At 63.6% G+C, this 18,175-nt stretch carries 11 protein-coding genes; 3 read left to right on the top strand and 8 right to left on the bottom strand.

Going from position 1 to position 18,175, the window contains the following annotated elements:
* Positions 1 to 13 precede the first annotated feature (13 nt).
* The 8 genes from Pla108_RS08310 to Pla108_RS08275 form a co-directional block, all read right to left on the bottom strand.
* Positions 14 to 2,029 (bottom strand): dockerin type I domain-containing protein, encoded by a 2,016-nt coding sequence (locus Pla108_RS08310; RefSeq protein WP_197526387.1) that lies wholly within the window; start codon positions 2,027 to 2,029, stop codon positions 14 to 16.
* Between the two features lie 717 nt (positions 2,030 to 2,746).
* On the bottom strand, positions 2,747 to 3,403 hold the full coding sequence (locus Pla108_RS08305; RefSeq protein WP_146444480.1) for a DUF4956 domain-containing protein: 657 nt from the start codon (positions 3,401 to 3,403) through the stop codon (positions 2,747 to 2,749).
* A 13-nt stretch (positions 3,404 to 3,416) separates the two neighbouring features.
* Positions 3,417 to 4,196, bottom strand: coding sequence for a polyphosphate polymerase domain-containing protein (locus Pla108_RS08300; protein WP_146444479.1), 780 nt, complete (start codon positions 4,194 to 4,196; stop codon positions 3,417 to 3,419).
* A 1-nt stretch (position 4,197) separates the two neighbouring features.
* Positions 4,198 to 5,157: a DUF1559 domain-containing protein gene (locus tag Pla108_RS08295; protein ID WP_146445075.1), complete on the bottom strand. Its 960-nt coding sequence runs from the start codon at positions 5,155 to 5,157 to the stop codon at positions 4,198 to 4,200.
* Positions 5,158 to 5,208: 51 nt separating this feature from the next.
* Positions 5,209 to 9,537 carry a CotH kinase family protein gene (locus Pla108_RS08290; RefSeq protein WP_197526386.1) on the bottom strand — a complete coding sequence of 1,443 codons (4,329 nt, stop codon included), beginning with the start codon at positions 9,535 to 9,537 and terminating at the stop codon, positions 5,209 to 5,211.
* Between the two features lie 251 nt (positions 9,538 to 9,788).
* Entirely contained in the window at positions 9,789 to 11,399 is a 1,611-nt protein-coding gene (locus Pla108_RS08285; protein WP_197526385.1) for a family 20 glycosylhydrolase, read from the bottom strand.
* Between the two features lie 44 nt (positions 11,400 to 11,443).
* Positions 11,444 to 13,216, bottom strand: coding sequence for a sodium:solute symporter family protein (locus tag Pla108_RS08280; protein WP_146444476.1), 1,773 nt, complete (start codon positions 13,214 to 13,216; stop codon positions 11,444 to 11,446).
* Positions 13,217 to 13,660: 444 nt separating this feature from the next.
* Positions 13,661 to 14,386 (bottom strand): GntR family transcriptional regulator, encoded by a 726-nt coding sequence (locus tag Pla108_RS08275; RefSeq protein ID WP_146444475.1) that lies wholly within the window; start codon positions 14,384 to 14,386, stop codon positions 13,661 to 13,663.
* Positions 14,387 to 14,990: 604 nt separating this feature from the next.
* Between Pla108_RS08275 and Pla108_RS08270 the strand changes: the two genes are divergently transcribed.
* The 3 genes from Pla108_RS08270 (at position 14,991) to Pla108_RS08260 (ending at position 17,838) form a co-directional block, all read left to right on the top strand.
* Positions 14,991 to 15,971 carry a DUF1559 domain-containing protein gene (locus Pla108_RS08270; protein WP_197526494.1) on the top strand — a complete coding sequence of 327 codons (981 nt, stop codon included), beginning with the start codon at positions 14,991 to 14,993 and terminating at the stop codon, positions 15,969 to 15,971.
* Positions 15,972 to 16,117: 146 nt separating this feature from the next.
* The gene (locus Pla108_RS08265) at positions 16,118 to 16,615 is read left to right on the top strand and encodes a hypothetical protein (protein WP_146444473.1); all 498 of its coding nucleotides are present in this window, start codon (positions 16,118 to 16,120) and stop codon (positions 16,613 to 16,615) included.
* 5 nt (positions 16,616 to 16,620) lie between these two features.
* Positions 16,621 to 17,838, top strand: coding sequence for a hypothetical protein (locus tag Pla108_RS08260; RefSeq protein ID WP_146444472.1), 1,218 nt, complete (start codon positions 16,621 to 16,623; stop codon positions 17,836 to 17,838).
* Positions 17,839 to 18,175 lie beyond the last annotated feature (337 nt).

Here is an 18,175-nt window from a genome sequence, read left to right as displayed (position 1 = left end):
CAATGCCGACGCCTTAACGACGACGGCGAGCAACGACCACGGTCGTCGCCAACATCACCAGCCCAAGAGCGGCTGGTTCGGGGACGCTCAAGAACGCAAGGTTGACGTTCGCGAGCGAGCCGGTGTAGTTCGTCTTCCACTGGTCAAAATCGTCGAAGTCGACGACCCCGTTGGAAGTGAGGTCGCCGAACTCGCGCCCCGACACCGCCTGGCGGAAGTTACCGGCAATGACGGACAAGTCGTTATCGACATCGACCGTGCCGTCGCAATTAACGTCACCGGGGATACAGACCTCGGCGTCGGTGCCGATCAGCGACAAGCCGATGTCGCGATAGCTGCTGCTGGCGGAGCCGCCCTCCGTGTAATAACGACCGGCGGGGTAACTATCGGTCATCGAATCGTTAGAGAAGTACAGCACGCCCGGGTTGCCGTCAGAACTGAGGGCCAGCGGAGTAGAAATCTCAAGTCCGTACCCTTCGGCGCCTATCGAGCGGGCGGGAAGCAAGAAGATATCGCCGTCCGTCAACGTGAAGCTGAGCGTCTGATTGGAGCCAGGCATTTCGCCAGGAGGGAGGACGAACTCCTTGATCGGCAGCCCCAACGGCAACCAACTCGAGGCGAGCGTGTCAGCGACCTCGAAGATCCTGATCGCCAGGCCCGTGTCGCCCGACCCGCCGACCGTACTGCCTCCGGTGACATCAAACGAGAGAACGATCTCGCCGACATTGATGTCGGCCGGGTTCTGGAAGGTTTGGCGGAGCTTGCGTGTGTTGGCGATGCCGCGGTTGGCGTTCGCGGCGGCGGCAAAGGGGTCCACCGTAAACACAGCCGGCGACACCCCGTAGCCATCCTCCGAGTCACCAACGGCCGTGATGGCGGCCGAAGCGGTCGAGGGAGTCATCGTCGCCAGGAGGGCGACGGCCACGACGGCCGCGACGCGGCGTCGGCGGAACATCGCTGCGAAGCCTAGAGCGAGGCCGCCGAGTACGGCAGCGTTCGGCTCGGGAACACTCAAGAACGTTAGGTTGAGTCCTTCCAGCGACGCGCCGGCGCCGAGGAGGGCGTCTTTGAACTGCCGGAAGTCGGCGAAGCTGACGACGCCGTCGCCATTCAGGTCGCCTTCGCTGCGGAACGACACCGACTGCCGATAGTTCGTGCGGATCGGTGTCAGGTCGGCGGCCGTGACCGCGCCATCGCCGTTGGTGTCGCCGGCCAGAATCTGGCCGGTGAGGGCGTCTTTGAGCGTCGTTCCGAGGCGGATCTCGTCGATCGCCACCTGGGCGTAGAGACCGTCCGCTGTCGACCCGCCGGCAAACAGCCGGAGGCTGTCGAAGAGGTAGTCGTCAAAGCCGGTGTTGATGGCGTCAGGGGTTCCTAGCGGGACGTTCTCGTCGAGGCTCGGGTTGATCCAGAGATTCACGGTGTCGTCGTTCGCCTCGTCGTCGCCTCCGACGATGGTCACCTGCATCAGCGCCATCACCTGGGTTGACTGATCAACGCCGGTGCTGGTGATGCTCTGGGGGTTGGCCTGGATCGAGAACAAGTCCCAGGTCTGCGTGACCGACCCCGCAATACTGGTCGTCACCTTGCCGACGCTGAACTGCTCGACCGACGACGACCCGAGGTACTGCGTCTGGAACGCCGCGGCGCGGGCGTAGTTGTTCGGCGTGTCGGGGTGCGGGAGGTCGCGGCGCCCGACAAAGCTCATCCAGTAGTCGCCGGGCGACAAGGTGAGGTTGGAGACCAACGTCCGCACCGCCGTGGCGGTACCCGCGGCGCCGCCGACAACGACATGCCCCCCCGTGGTGGGAAGATTGTTGACGCCGTCGTTGTAGGCAAGGCTGCCGGGGACGACGACGGCGTCGTTCGAAACGCTCCAAGCGTTCTCCCATCCGTAGCCGCCGTTTGCGCCGCTGAGCGAACCCGCGGCGTAGTCAAACCCCTCATACGCGAGTATCTCGCTTCGCGCAGACGACGTTAGCACCACAAAGGCCGCAAGCAATGATAATGGCGCCGATGCATATCTCATCGAATCAGTCTCCGCCCCAACGGGGTCAGTCATGCAGGAACATCAAAGGGACATCGCCGCAGTTCAACTGCGTCGACTAGCAGCCCGCCGTATTTCGTCCAGCCCGCTGTAATTTGTCAAAACACCGCGAACGCCAGCCCCAACGAACCCGGCAGGTGAGCCTCGCTGACCATTCTTAGGGCCCCGAGCGTCAACGACGGCGAACTTCGGCGCCAATCAGGCAGCCGATTTGGCTTCGAGAGGCCGGGCTCACTGGAAGCAGTCGTCCAAGTCGCGGGCGGCAAGGTTGAATCGCAGAGTTTGAATAGCTGAGTTGATAAGTTGGGATAAGAGTAACCAGAACCGGCATTGAAACCGATTGGCCCACGCTCAACAACGACTGCAGTTGCAAAACTACGCCGACTCGTTGCATCGACCCGCATGCATCGCCACCAGATCGTTCAAAACGTTGCTCGCCCCCTCGGAAGAACCGGACCGTGTTGACGCGGCTCCCGCCGCCCGAAAGCAAGGCAAGTCGGGCGGCGACTCCGTTGGCCGGAGGGGGGGGTTCTCTTGTGAGCGGCTCCTGCTGATGGCCGCCGTTTCGGCGCCGACGGCCCCTTTTCTCGACATCGGGCCGGTCGACATCCCTGTTTCGACACCAGCCACCGACCCGCCATCCGCTGGGCAATCGACCCGCTCGACAATCAAATCCAAATCGCCCTACTTCGGCTCGACTCATTGACGGTGGACGCGCCGGGTAATCTCGACGTCGCCGACAGAGGGGGACCTCTGCTCGTGGGGAAAGAAGAAGACCGTCACGGTCACCGTGTCGCGAAGCAGATCGACTTTCCCAAGTTCGATGCGAGACAGCTTCAACCCGGTGCGTTCCTCGAGGTCAGCAACAAGGCCGGCGTGGTTCTCCGGCCGGATCATCTCGATACGCTCGTAGAGGACCTCTTCCCGCGACTCCTGCTGCAGCAGCGGCAGGCTTTCGAGAATCGCCGGCAGACCGACGATAATGCCGTTGACGCAGCCGAGTTCGATCCAACTTACCTTACGGTTGGATAGAGCATTGATCGTCCCAAGGCCGATGACGATGAAAAGATACGACATCTCTCGGACCGGGATGGGGTCGGTGCGGTACCGCAGCACGCCAAAGATGGCGAACAACCCCAACGCCATCCCTAACTCGAGCTCGAGCTTCTTCATCGTGAAGCAGATGAAGAAGGTGATGACATTGATCACATAGAAAGTGAAGAGGTAATCCTTACTCCTCGACCTCTGGTAGTAGACTTGTTTGACAATGATCGTCAACGCAAGGACGTTCAGCGAGAAACGCCCCAGCATCTTGATCAGATCGTCGTCGTACAGCGGCGTCTCGAAGATTTCCATCAGCGAAGCGTTCTCACTCGGATAAGTCGTTTAGCGCCAACAGGGCGTGCTTGAATCGGTTTTTCTTCAACGCTGGGTCAAGCAGCAGACTCCCGGTGCAGTACTTGCTAACGCGGAGCGGCCGCTGCCCCAGGGCCCGGAGTTGCTTACGGGCGGGCGACAGCGGGTTCGATCGCTGCTGCTTGACCTCGATGATCGCCACGTCGTTTAGTAGGGCGCGTCGGCCGAACTCATCGTTGAACTCGAGAGCGATGTCGATCGTGACCCGTTCGGGATGACCGCGTCCGACCAGCGTCATCCGGGAAAAGTTCGTCCAGATTTGAGGCGTCAGATCGAGCCGCATACCGGCGACTTCTTCGGCGAGCGCCGCCGCTGCGCCTTCGATCGTAGCGCCGACCGCTGCGATCGGCACGCGTTGCTTGACCGTGCGGCCCTTGTTTGTCTTCTGCTTCACTTCAAAGAACGACGGGCCCGACTGGCCGTACCGCCGCATCCGGTATTTCAACCGCCGCGCCTTGCCGTTGTGGTGGTCGTGGTAGCAGCCTCTGCCGATCGTGTCGAAGTAGAGCGTCGAGTACGGCGTCAGGCGAAGACCGCCGACTTCCAGCACGCGGTACTCCTTCCCGATTTCGGCCAGCAGACGTGGGACGAGCGAACGCGCCACGGCGTACTTCGTATCGACGCGATTCATCAACCGCACGCCGTCGGTCTCTTCGAGCGAGATCGGCGAGAGCTGGGAGGCGAGCGACTCGGCGTCCGGATCGTCTCGGGCGGAGGGTTCGTGATGAATCAAACTAGTCCCCCGGAAAGCCGTCGATCGACTCGCCGCCGTCGCGTGAGCAGAGAGAACGAAGGACCCCTTCGTCGGTGTCGTCCGTCAAGAAGTGAACCGCCCCGTCGCAGGCCAGCGAGTTCGCGCCCGCAGGGTGCTCTGAGAAGACTCGCTCGTCGTCCCACGCCTCGGGCGGCGGCGTCTCGTTAATCCCCTTCTTGAGGTGGCTGATGTTGCTCCCGGACGCCCACGCGCCGTTGAGATTCTTCACCGCGCCCTTCTTGCTCAGCTCGACCCCCCTACCCGTGCACTCGACGACGGCGACGGTGTGGGAAAGTCCGTCGGTGATTCTCGCCACCGTGACGGCCGGGGGCTCCATCAGCGTGTCGCCCCTCGGCAGCCCTTTCGTGCCGAGCAGCACGCCGCGTTGCGGCCCGTATTTCTCGCCAGCCGCCGTGTTGGTCTTGTCTTTGTCGGGCCCGGACACCCCCATGTAATCGATACAGGCGAGCCCCTCGCCCGACTGTCCTGCGAGCCCGAAGAGTCGGCCTTCGGGGCTGCGGTTCGGCGCGAGAGTCGCGGCGCTCGGACAGAGGTAGATCGAGACCACACTGCTGGTGAACGGCAGGTTCTTGGCGGACGTTAACGGCGTACTGAAGTCGATCTGCACTCGCAACGCTTCCTCGTCGAGATAGCCCAGCACAATGCTGGACCAGGCGTAGTCGAACGCTAGGGGGTCGGAGCGTTCCGCCGACCAACGCTTCCCCGGCGGGTACTTGCCGTGCGCCGATTCGTGGTTGGCCAGCGCCAGACCGATCTGTCGCAGATTGTTCTGGCAGACCGACCGCCGACTGCTCTCGCGAGCCGATTGGACCGCGGGCAGCAGCAGCGCCAACAGCACCCCGATGATCGCAATCACGACGAGGAGTTCGACCAGCGTAAAACCGGCGCCGTCATTGCGATCAAGACCAACCTGCTTCATTCGTTACCCGGCCGTAAGGAGACGCCCGCCTTGCAAGAGGAACACCAAAGGCTAGCCGTCAAACCGCCTTTCCAGCCCGCGCCCCTCTCCGCCGAATGCCTCGGCGCCCATGGCGGCGAAAACCGCTTCGACCGCGTTGTCGTCGGCGCCTTCTTCGCCTTGCCGCAGGACGCTGTCGAACTCGGCGGCGTCGAGCGTCTTCGTCGAGGTCGGGGCGATCAGCAGCAAGGCGTCCTCGATGGTTGTCGATGGCGGGGTGGCCCTAACCAACCCGATCGAATCGCGCAGCGCCACCGACGGGGCGGCGGAACGCAGCGAAGGTCGGTAGGCGCTACGCGCCAAACCAACGGCAGTCGCCTCGGACCCGGTGGCGTCGGCAAGTGGCGCGCTGATCGGATCGACAGCGGAAGCCTCGACCGCCAGGGCGACGGTCGACGCCACGAACGCCGGCTGCAACGACATGCCGAGATGGTCTCGCCAGACGGTGTAGTCCGCCGCGTTGACGACGCCATCGCCGTTGCCGTCGGCCCCCAACCCCACAGCAACCGATTGCCCGTAAGCCGACGCCCAAACGGCGTGGTCCGCCTGCTCCACCGTACCGTTTCGGTCGTAATCGCCCGGCAGTTGGCCGTCGGCGCCGGGCGTGCCGCCCTCCACAGCACTGGCGACCCAGTTGACGGGGTCGTCGAACGGGTCCAGCGGTGTCCCATCAAGCGGGTTCTCGCCGGCGTTCAGCGGGCCGACGTACTCCAGCGAGGGGCCGCCACCGTCGGGGGTCGTCGGCCAACCGGCCGTCCCGTCGTCATCGTAGGCGAACGACTGTAGCGTGTTCCCCAAGGCGTCGACGAGCGTAACCGTCTCGCCCCCGTTGCTTAGCGAACCGCTGAAAGCCGTCGAGGTGACGTTCGTCACCGAGGGATAATGGGCCTGGAAGGCCGCGACGCTCTGCGGAACAACGATCCGCTCGCCGGCGCCGAGCGTCTGGCTGGCGAAGACGTAGCCCTCGGTCGAAAAGTCTGCAAGGCGCACACCGGCCAGGTCGATCGGCGTCGAGCCTGTATTGAGTAGCTCGATGTACTCCAGGTCGCCCGACGCGGCCGGGTTGTACATGAGCTCAACGATGCGAAGCGACAGGGGGTCGGCGCTGACAAACGCCTTATCGACCTCAGCGCTCCAGTCGTCCGCCGCCCCGGCCTGCCCCGCGTCGAACACTCGCGCCCGCACCCGGGTCGCCTCGGTCAAGACAATCGAACCGCCGCTCAACGCCGTCGGGCTGATTCCGCCTCCTGGCGTGCGGGGGTCTGTGCCATCCAACGTGTAGTAGATGACGCCGCCACCGTTGGGATTGGTCATCGTCAGATTGAACGGCGCGGCAAACTCGCCTCCGTACTGGCTGAACGTGGGCGCGTCGAGATTCACAAGCCAATCGCCCTTGCCGACTCCCGAAGAGCTCGTGCTATTGAAAATGTCGATGACGGTGTCGGTGCGGCTCTGGTACGGCCCGTTGGCGAAGAAAAAATGGTCCGACGTGTACTGGGCGTTAGTCGCCCAGTCGCCGCCCGTCTTGTCGGGACTGCGGTTGTCGCCCCACCGGGCCGCCTCGCCATTGATGGCGTCGGCGATCTCGTCGACGCGGGCCTGCCAAACGGCCTGGGCGTTGGCGGGCGTGAGCACGCCATCGTGACGCAAAAGCTTCTCCACGCGGTCGGAGAACCGGAGCCGGTACTCGTCGCTCTCCATCAGCATGAGGTGGATGCCGGTGGGGCCATACTCGTGCTCGCCGAAGTCATTGATGACGAGCTGCGAAAAGTGATCGTACGCCTGATTGAAATTGGTTCCGCCGCCTGCCGCGTCGTTCTGGTCATTAGGGAACGCGTGCTCCTGATCCCAAGAGTGGAACCGCCATTTGCCGTCGGGATCGACGCTGTTGAACGAGGCGAACCAGTTCAACTCGCCCCAGTCGTAGTTGCCCGCATAGATGAGCACGACCACGTAGTCGATGAACGCGTCGATATCGAGGAGGTCGGCCACGTCCTGATACCCCGCGAGGTTCGCTAGGTTGCCGCGCACCGTATCAATCAGGTTTTGATAGGCCTCCTGCGAAGCGATCCCGCCGTCGGCCTGCTGGTACTTGCCCTGCGTGCCGCCGTGCAACAGATTCTGGCCCTCAAACCCTTTCACGACGAAGTAATCGTCCTTGTCGCCGCCGAAGTACTCCTCGGCAAACGCGTCGGAGGGGCGCTCGTGCGCGTTGTAGATCCCCCAGTAGAGGCCATTGATATAGAGATGCACCCACCGGCCGTTGGGTGACTCGACGCCCGCCATGTTGGCGAGGTCGGCGACCACTTGGTCGTGAACGTAAGTCGCGTACGGGCCTTGAACCGTCGTGTTGTTGACCGCGAACGTGTAGTTGTACTGCGCGTCGAGAACAATCGAATCGAAGCGGTTGGCCACGTTCTGGGACGCATTCACGGCGTTGCCAAACAGGGTGTCCGACTCCAGCTTGGTGTCGTACGGCTGCTTGAACTTGATATCGAACGACATCTTGTCGCTCCGCCAGTTGCCGTCCTGGCGGATCGTGCTGGAGTGGCCCTGGATCTCGACGACCGCGTCGATCTGAAACTCTTCGGTGAGCCCGTCGGTGAAATACTCGAGCGACGCGTAGCGCTCGTCGCTCTTCTCACGCCAGTCGTCGATCTGCGTGTAGATCCCGTGACCGTCGCCGGTCGTGCCGTCACCGAACAACTCTTCCCAGTCCATCACCAGTGAAATCGTCGGGATCGACTTGAGGTCCTCTTTCAGGTTCGTGGCGCCAACCGAGCTGACGATCGCGGGATCAACGTCCCAATCGGGTCCCGAGTTGCCCCACGAGCTGTAGGTGGGCAGGCCGACGCCGTCCTGGGTCAGCACGTCGTCCAAGAAGACATAGGACTGGGTGTCGACGTTCGTGGAGAAGTAACCCGGCTTGAACGCGGCGGCGCGCACCGTCACCACGCCGGCGTCGGCGTAGCTCAGACTCGCCACGCCATCCGTGGAAACGGTGATCGGTCCCGTGTAGGTGAGGCCATTGGTCAGCGTTGGCCGGGTCCCGTCGGTCGTATAGCGGATGGTCGTTCCTGGCTCAGGGACCGCGCCAGGTCCCACCGCGGCGATGGTCAAATCGAACGGGGCGTCATAGAACCCGCGATCATGGGAGAAAACGGTGTCCTCAAGGATTCCTAAGTAACCTGCCCCGTTCTCTTCACCTGGCGTTGGAGTGACCATGAAGGTCTCGGCGACCGGGCCGGCCGCCCGCTCGGCGGTCAGATTCGCGTGAACGAGGTAGTCGCCCGTGTCGCTCGTGTGATTGGCGGCATAGATGGCGAGCACGTTGTCGCCTTCCTCAATCGTGTCGAGCCACGGCGTGAGATCGATCACGGCTGGGGAACCCATAATCGTCCCGTTGTCGAGATTCTGCCGAGCGTTGAGCCCGCCGTTCTGTTTGTTGTCGGTCCAGTCATGGCCGATTTGGAACGTTGTTGCGATCCGCTCACGCTGCACCTCTCGACCGTTGAGGTAGACGATGTACCCGTTGTCGACCCGTAGTTCGAGGCTCAGCGACAGGAGCTGCGCCGCGTCAGTCACAACGAAGGGCATCCGGGTGTACCCGGCGAGTTCGTTGTTGAGGTTGACCGTGCTGTCTTGCCAGGGGCTGCCGTAGCCAAAGCCGAGGCCGTTGGTCGCATTGACCCAGCCATCGCCGGCGCCCGCCACGTAACCGATCTCCCTCCAATGGTCGTCGACATCGGCGTCAATGCCCGTGTAGGGCCTGAACTGGGCGGGGGAACCATCGCCGGCCGCCGACGTGCCGGCGCTCAAGAAGGTCACCGTTGAAGAAGAATTGACCCCCACCCCCAGCCCGAAGGAGATGTCGGGCGTCTGCTGAGGGTAGAGATTGAACTCGCTCTCGACCGTGACGCCGTCCGGCCTCACAAGCCCCAAGTACCCCGGCTCCTGGGAGAGCTGGAAGTTGGCGTGCAACTCAGTCCCAACAACGCCCACCTCGCCGCTCGAACCCGAGGCGAACACCAGCAACTTCTCGCCCGGCGCTAGGCTGGTGGTCTCGGCCGTCACGGGAATCTGCCACTTGGCGAGGTTCCCGGCGTCGTCCGTCAGGCTCCAACCCGACACGTCCGCGACGCTTGCTCCGGTGTTTGTCAGCTCGATCCAATCGTGCCGGCGCCCGGCGGCGTCTTCGATCCCCGAGTCATTCTCCGCCAAGAACTCGCTGATGACGACCGCCATCACGAGGCGCCCTTCGAGCGCTTCGCATCGCAGGCGGCGGCCGCCCTTGCGTTTCTTCAGACTGTTTCGGACAAGAGACGTCGAGCGACGGGGCATACGGGGGATCGACGATGCCGTTGCCGACATCTCGGTGACGAGAAGGGGAAGCGATTGACAAGGGAACGAGGTCGATTGCCGCACGAGTCGGCAACCGGAGCCCTTAGTCTATTCGCCGCCCCCCTTCTGTCCTGCCGATGCTTCGCGGTTTCAGTGCCCTTTTTTGAGCCAAGACGCGATCGCGCCGCGGGTCACCTGCTCAGTCATGCTCGCTGGGAGCGCAATGCGCCGTGCGGCGCAACGGCGCCCACTCACCGCCGAAGCCGACGCCGTTTGCCAATCCGGCTCGACAGCGTCTCGAGTTCCTGCGTCCGCGCCTTCGCCTCCGCCTCGATGGCTGCCGGGTAGAGATTCTCTTGATGCAGTTCGGCGAAGCGAACCCCAATCTCGTCGGCGACGCCTCGCAACCTATCGAAGCGTTCGGTCAGGGCGTCGATAGCGGCCGGGTCCGAGGTGCTGTACTCGGCGTCCAGGCGCGCGAGCTGAACGTCGATAAAGAACCGCCGGATGTCGTTCATCAGTCGATAGTGCTCGAGGTGCTCTTGCTCCGATCGAAAGGTCACCGCCGAGAGAAAGTCGCTGAACGCTTCGGCTCGGTCCCGCGCTGACAAGACCTCGCCCCGCGTCGAGGCGTCGCCGGTCGGCAAATTGGAAGACTCGTTGAGGTGGCCCCAGAATGCCTCCGCGTTGCTCTCACTCAGTCCGTAGTTGTCGCGGCAGTAGGCGACCACATAGTCGTGGGCGTTGAAGCGGTCTCGCGCGATGGCCTCGGCAAAGGCGTCGATCAGCAGCGGGAAACCACGCATCGGATAGACGCGACGGCTCGGCGTCATGCCGATCACGTGGGTCTTTGGCTCCCGCGAGGCCGTGTAGACCCCCGATGTCGACCAGGAGGTGAGCACGACGCCCCGGTAACCCTGCTCACGCATGAACGGGATGAAGTCCTCGAAGTTCTTGAAATGGGTGTCCCACGCGAACCGGTAAAAGTTGTCCGGGTGGCTCCGCATCGCCGGCGCTCCCCACAGCTCAAGGCCGCTCTCCGTCAACGTGTCGTGGTCGCCGAAGTAGTCGACGTCCCAGCCGTAGTTCCAGTTCACCAGCACACATCCGCGTGGCAGCTTGTCGATCGCCTCGGGGTATCGCATCACGATGTCGGCCCACAGCACAGGCGTTTTGCCGTGGCGTTGGACGCACTCGGCGATCGAGGCGATGTGGTCCATGAAGAGCGCCGACTTTCCGTCTCGCTCGACTACGCGGCGACAGGTTTCGCAGTGCCCAAGCAGCGCGGTCTCGTCGGCCCCGATATGGACATACTTCGAGGGGTGCGACGCCACGAGCTCGGTCAGCAGATCGTCGTAGAGATCGACGGTGAGCTCTTTCTTGCTCGGGCATACCTGCGAGATGTCTTTATCGTCTTCGCGGAGCTCGGCGTAGCGTTCGTACCGCAAGACGTACTCCAGATGGCCGATGCACTGCTGGAGCGGGACGACGTCGATCCCGACCGACTTGCAGTGCTCGATAAACTCCGCGATCTCTTCCCGCGTGTACGCGTATCGATTGGAGATGATGTGGTGCTTATCGAACGGGAAGCTCGCCTCCCACTCCATGATCAGGGTGTTGATGTCCCGCTCGCTCAGATCGGTGGCGAGCCGCTTGAGCTCGGCGACGGGCAGCACCTGGATCCGGTTGTCGATGTGGACCGCCCGAATCGGAAGCGGCTTGGCCTCGGCCGACACGGCGGAGGTCTCGGCCGATACGGCAGGGGCTGCGATCCACGCCAGCAGGAGTACTCCAGCAAGCCGGTAAGACACCGACCATAGCGCTGAGACGGGTTTCGACGCGTTCGGTAGGCCGGCGTTCATAGGACGAGTCGCTTGGTGATGTGCTGAGAACGAACCGGTCATGGTTAGCTACCGAGACTAAAGACAAGCTTCGCCAGTCCGATAACCAGCCCGCACGTAACGCAGAGGACGACAAAACCGACGGCGTCGGTGCGCGTCGGCCGATTGAACTCGAGCGGTGTGTTGGGGAACAGCTTCTGAATATCGCACACCTGCTCACCGGCGATCGTCGCCTCGAGCTTCGCCTTGTCGGTCTGCGGGTCAGGATCGACCGGCGTCCGCATCTTGGTGTAGTAGCGATCGAGGGTCGTCGGGCTGTTCTTCGGAGTGAGCAAGCTGGCGACGATCATCACAACGAATGGCGCCACCACCGTCTCCGCCAATTGGACAGTCTCCTGGGAGTTGGCGGTCCACCCGGAAAGGTCGACTCCGACCAAGCCGACGAGCGAGACCTCTTGCCCTAAGGCGGGCAGGATAAAGAAGGCGATCGCGCCGAATGCAATCGTCGCCCAGACGCCGGCCGTTGTCGCGCCGCGCCAGTACATCCCCACCCAGAACGGCGCGGCGAAGAGCACCGGGATCACCCACGTCAGCTGCAACTGCGCGAACACGTCCATCGTCGTCAGCGAGACCGCGACCGCGCCAAGCACGATCGCGGCGCCGGTGATTTTCGCGACCAGCAGGCAGCGTCGCTCCGACGCGTCCGGGTCTATGAACGTGGTGTACAGGTTCCGAACTATCAGGGCGGACCCGGTAATCATGTACGCGTCAACCGAGCTCATCAGCGCGGCGAGCAAGCAGGACAGCATGAGCCCCGTCAGCCCCGGCCCGAGCAGCCGCGCCGAGGCGATCCCCCAGGTCTTGTCGGGATCGTCGATCAAGAGCGGGTCGTCGCCGAACAGCGAAAGCGCGATGAGTCCGACGAGCACCCAACCGATGGTGCACAGCCGCTTCAGGAGGTTGCCCACGACGAGCCCGACCCGGGCGTCGTACTCCGACTTCGCCGAACCACCGCCGGTGGCGATGAAGTGGGGTTGAATGACCACCCCCGCCAGGTTGAGGAGGACGACCACCGTGAGGTAGGCCACCGTGAATTGAGAGTCCGCCCCGCCGAACAGCTGGAAATCGCTGGGGTCAAGTTGCTCGTGCATCAGCGTAAAGCCGTCGAGCAGCGAGGATTGGCTCTCGGGCCCGCCGAAGACGCGCACCATTTCCATCAGCCCAAACGGCACGAGCAAGACCGACAGCAAGATAATGCAAATCCCCTGCGCGAGGTCCGTCAGGTAGGCGGCGTGCAGTCCGCCGGCCAAACCGTACACCAGCACCACGGCGCCAATCGCCGGGACGAGCAGGTACTCAATCGGAATGCTGAGGCCGCCGATCTCGAACAGCGTGGCGCCAATCAGCGGCGCCGCCACCTTGCCGATCGCCGAGAGCAGCATCGACGCGTAGACGACGAAGTAGATGACCCCGAAGGTCGCGTAGGCGGCGCCGAGGCGCGGCGATTCGTAGCGCTCAACGAACCAGTCGCCGAGCGTGACATGCCGCATCCGCCGGTACCACACGGCGGTGATCCAATAGAACGGCGTCATGAAGAGCCAGTACATGACGCTCCACATGCCGCTCGCGCCGCCCGTGTAGACCGTCCGCGCCGCGTTCACGGGATCGCCCGAACCTGTGCCGGCGCCGAACGCCGCGAACGTCTGCAGCAACTTGCCGAAGCCGCGACCGCCGAGGAAGTAGTCGTCGGGCGAGCGCACGCGGCTCGACACCGACAGCCCCAGGGCCGTCACCAGTGCGAAATAGATGCCGACAACGGCGTAGTCCAGACTTGTCATCGGCGCGACCAAAGACCTTAGCGTCGGAGTACACGGCAACCGCCTCGCACGTTCTTCAACGCACTACGGAATTCAGGCGCCACGCTGTGGCCGGTAGTGCAGCCGGCGAACCGCGATGGTTCAGCCGGGCCGAACGACCTCTTCGTTCCGACCACTGGCTCGATCCAACCAATGGGGGGGCCGCAGCGTAGTGCGTGCAGAATAAAAACGGCACTCACTTGTGTCAACTGGGCGCCCCGACGTCGCTTGCCCGGTGGGGGCCTACTGGGCGCCTTCTTCGCGCTGGCTGGCGAATTCGCCTTCCCCGCCCAATGATCCTGACCGCCCGACAATCATGCCAAGCTTCTGCGGTGCGCGAATATCGATAGGTCCGGGTCGCCTAGGACGCCTTCAAGGGCGCCGATGCGGCGGGCTCCGCCAGGGGGGACTTCCTAAGACGCGAGGTCAAACGACCTGCGGCGAGAAGCGAGAGACCGAGGCTGTCTGAAGATGCGACGCCATCTCCGCCCGAGCGCGATCCGCGTCCCCTTCTGCGACAGCCGACAAGATCTCAAGGTGCTGCTCGTATTCCGACTTAAGCATCGAGCGACACCCGTCCGAGAGGTCGTAGGACAACGCCTTGTACTTCCAGCAGCGACGGATCGAGACATTCATCGGGACATTGCCGCAGTACTCGGCGAGCGTCAGATGCAACGCAAAGTCGAAGTACTTGGCGGCCTCGTCCCAGAGTCGGCCACGGTTTGTCTTGACATCCCGAGACAGCACGCGGAGATCGTCGATGACGTCGGCGGGAACCTTGCCGGCCGCCCGGGCGGCGGCCTCTGGCTCGAGCAGCTGCCGAAGCTCGTGCGTCTGGACGAGCCAATCGCACGCCTCGGGGGTGACGATCGCCTGCAGATTGTTCGGCTGGCTGAGGATCCCCTCCGAGGAGAGTTTCGCCATCGCCTTGGTGACGGGCGTCCGACTCATGCCGAGCAACTCGCTCAGCTCGGTCGACTTGAGCCGCGTCCCCGCCGAGATCTCTCCCGAGATGATCAGCTTCAGAATCAGGTCGCCGGCCTTGTCCGCGAGCGAGAGATTCGCGTCGCCGTCCTCAGAAAAAATCGCTCGCACCGCAGGGTAACGCTGCGGGCGGAACGCCTCGGGAATACTCGCGGCAGCCACTGCCATAGTCGAAAACGATCCTGACGCCGAGCCGACGGACGTCTGCGTGAGAGGAAGGAACGCCCTGGATCCATCATGGACGCCGTACTCATTCCACTCTAATGCACGTCCTCTGAGTCGTCGAGCAAGATTGTCGCGGGTCGCTCCTCAAGGCGGGTTTCTGGGCGGCAAGAATCGGGATTGGGAGGTTGAGGACCCCCCGACGGTTCGGCGGCGGCACTTGAGCCGGCGCTGGAAACTGTCGCCATCCTTGAGAAAAATGACCCAATTTTTCGCTTCGGGGCCACCGGGCCCCCCCCGCCCAAAGACCGCCAGGCTGCCTGGAGCCCGGGCTTCCGGCGGCCGGTAGCGTCAGGTCGACCGTGAGCCCTTGTCGGTTGCGGCGGCATATCTAAATCGGGCGCCGGATCATTGACCCGGCTGTTCGCACGCACTATAAAATCTGCATCCACTTTGGGCCGTCGGTCGAATCGACCGCTGCGCCTGCGGGGGTCGCGTCGGTTGCCTCACGGGGCTCGCCCGGACAGAGCCGGTTTACGCTCTGAACGTTGTGGGGCCTCTGCGAGGCTGGCCGACTGGATTCGCAACGAAGGTCACAGGAGAAACGGCCGTGTCGTATCGATCAGAAGCAGGCTCGCGGACGGGGTTCACGCTTGTTGAGCTGTTGGTGGTGATCGCGATTATTGGGATCCTCGTCGCCCTGCTGCTGCCGGCGGTGCAGGCCGCGCGGGAGGCGGCGCGGCGGACCCAGTGCCTGAGCCAAATCCGCCAAGTCGGATTCGCGTGCCAGCTGTTTGCCGACACGAAGGGTCACTTCCCCTCCGCAGCGGACGAGTTCGGCTACAGCCACCTCGCCCAGATCCTCCCCTACCACGAGGAGCTGGCCCTGAGTGGGCTGCTTGACTTCGACCCCGATCTGAGCGGGGCGGTCAAGGCTCCCTGGGATAACGCGAATGACGCCAACATCCGCGCCGCGTATCTGACGCCAATTCCGGCGTTCAAATGCCCGTCCAACCCGGAGTCGGAACCGACCAACATGGGGACTTCTGGCGCCCAAGATATCCAGGAGACCGCCCTCCGTGGCCACTACGGCGCCGTTCTGGGTTGTAAGCACGTGAACGGTTGCTCGGGTTCGTCCGCCAACGATGAGATCTGCCCGGTCGATCCGGTGCTCGGCTGCTCGACAGGAGGCTCGGCGACCGGCGGAATCATCTACATCAAGAGCGAAACAAGCTATCGAAACATTACCGACGGAACGAGTAAGACCTTCCTAGTCGGCGAGTTGGCCGGCGACCTCGGGCACGCCCGCACCTGGATGGCGGGCGTCGCCGACCCGACCGACGGCAGTGGTTGGATCTACTCCGGCAAGAACGTCGACTGGCCCATCAACTACGCGACGCGCGACCGGGCCAAGGCCGAGCCCGCCCTGCGGATTCGTGAGAACGACCTGAGCTTCAACAGCTTCCACCCGGGCGGCTGCCATTTCGCTTTCGCCGATGGCTCGGGACGTTTTGTGTCCGAGTCGGTCGATAAGGATGTCTACAAGGCGACCGCCAGCCGTGGCGCCGGGGAGACGGTCGCCAGCCCGTGAGCGGGTTCGCGGCCGACGCCTCCTCATCCTGACGCCGCGGACGTCGTCCAAGCCGCTCACTAGACGAGTCCCGTCGCGGTCACGTTGGCCTTGCCCCTTTTTTGAATGTCACCCTGATGGCGAGCGTTATGCAATCGGAGCGAGCGATGTGCCGATCGAAGCAGGCCCTGGTGAAGTCCGCAGCGTCGCGGGTGAGGTCACGGCCGAGAGCCAGCGCCGCCCTCGTTGGCGTCGCGCTGCTGACCGCCGCCGGTGCGGCAGGCTGCGGCGACGGGCGGTTCGAGACGGCGCCCGTAAGTGGCGTGGTTACACTGGACGGCAAGCCCGTCACACACGGCGCGGTTATCTTTACGCCCGAGCAAGGATGGCCCGCCCACGGCGAACTCGACAGCGAGGGACGGTTTACGCTCAAGACCTACGAACCGGGGGACGGGGCCATCGTGGGCGAGCATCAGATCGCCGTCGTCTCGATGACCGAGGACGACCCCAGCGAGCACTTCGAGCGGCCCCCCTCCAAGCCGATAAAATCGCTGGTCCCCGACCGCTACGCCAACAGCGCTACGTCGGGATTTACGTTCGATGTCAAAGCCGATCAGTCGAACGAGATCCAACTCGAAATGGTTTCTAAGGGGCCGAACAGGTAAATCCGATGCACAAGAAGCGTTGGCGCCACGCCGCCTGCAACCTGGGACTGCTCGTTACGTCGATCGGCGTGACGGCGTCGCCGTGCCATGCGGCGGGGTCGCGCTCGGGCTGGATGTGGAGTCAGCCCGCGAACAACTACGGGTCGGCGAACATCATCGGCGACCCGCAGCGCGAGGAAGACGTGCTGGCGCGGATCGACGCCTGGGGCTTCGACCGCGCGTACGTTAGCTACGGCACGCTTCCGCTCTCCAATGCGGAGGCCGTCGCCAACTGGAACAAGTCGCTCGCCAACGACGGCGTCACTACGCAGCTGCTGCTCGGCGAAAACACTTGGATCTATCCCCAGAACCGGACGGCTCTGCTGGCGATCGTCCAAAGCCGACTGGTCAACTTCAACCTGACGCGCGAAGACCCCCGTGAGCGGATCCATGGCGTGCATCTGGACATCGAGCCCCATGGGCTGAGCGCTTGGAGCGCCGGGACACCGGCCGACCGGAAGGAGATGCTCTACCTGCTCAGCGACACCTACGCCGTGGTGAGACAGCACCTCGACTCGCAGAACGCGTCGGACATTCCGATCTTTGCCGACCTGCCGGTCTGGTACGACAGCTCGACCTCGATCGGCTGGGACGACGCCGCCGAGCGCGACAGCTGGTTCGCCGGCATCGCCGAGTCGCTCGAGGGAATCTCGATGATGGCGTTCGAACGGAAGACGCTCTCGAGCATCGTCTCGGGGGTCGATTGGGAGATTCAGAATCTGCCAATCGAGGTCCGGGTTGGACTGAACGCGGCGGAGATCGGCCCCGGGAAGACGTTCGCGGATTTCGCGGCGTTCGACGCCATGGCGACTAGCATCGAACAGCACTACGGGGACGCGATCGGTGGCGTCGACTATCAACCCTTCTACACGTATGTCGATGCGGCGCCCGCCCTCTCGCTCTCGGCGGACTTCGATTCCGATGGCGACGTCGACGGCGCCGACTTCTTGTCGTGGCAGAAGGGCTACGGCCTGGTCGACGCCGCGACCCCGAGCAACGGCGACGCCAACGGCAACGGCAGCGTCAACCGCCACGACCTCAGCGTCTGGGAGTCGCAATTCGTCTCGGCCACCGCGCCCCTGGCAAGCGTTCCAGAGCCAAGCACCTTCGCGATCTTCGTCGTCGCGCTGCTGGGCAGCGGTCGGACTCTTCTGAAGACGCGGACCGGCGACGCCTCGGCTTGAGCGCCAGTGATCTTGAGTGCCAGTGACGGGTTCAGCTCTGCGGGCGCTCCGCCATCCCTTCTCTCCATGGAGTTTAGAAGGGGACGGCGTTTAGAAGGAAGGGAACGGGTCGCCCCCACCGCGACGCCTTCACGGAACGCAGATCGGGTCGGTCAGGCTTCTCCGATGGACGCCACCCCCAATCGCCAGGCGAAAAGAAAAAGCCCGCGGCTAGTGTCCTGAGTTAGAAATTCGTTCCCAAGCAGCTTGCGCGAAGAAGGGGGCGTCGGTAGAGTGGGGTGATTCCGTCCCCCCACCGCGGAGCGTCGTCATGGCCGGTCGTGTTGCCGAGGGAGAC

Source organism: Botrimarina colliarenosi, assembly GCF_007859955.1.
GTDB lineage: Bacteria > Planctomycetota > Planctomycetia > Pirellulales > Lacipirellulaceae > Botrimarina > Botrimarina colliarenosi.
This window is presented reverse-complemented; position numbering and strand designations above follow the sequence as displayed.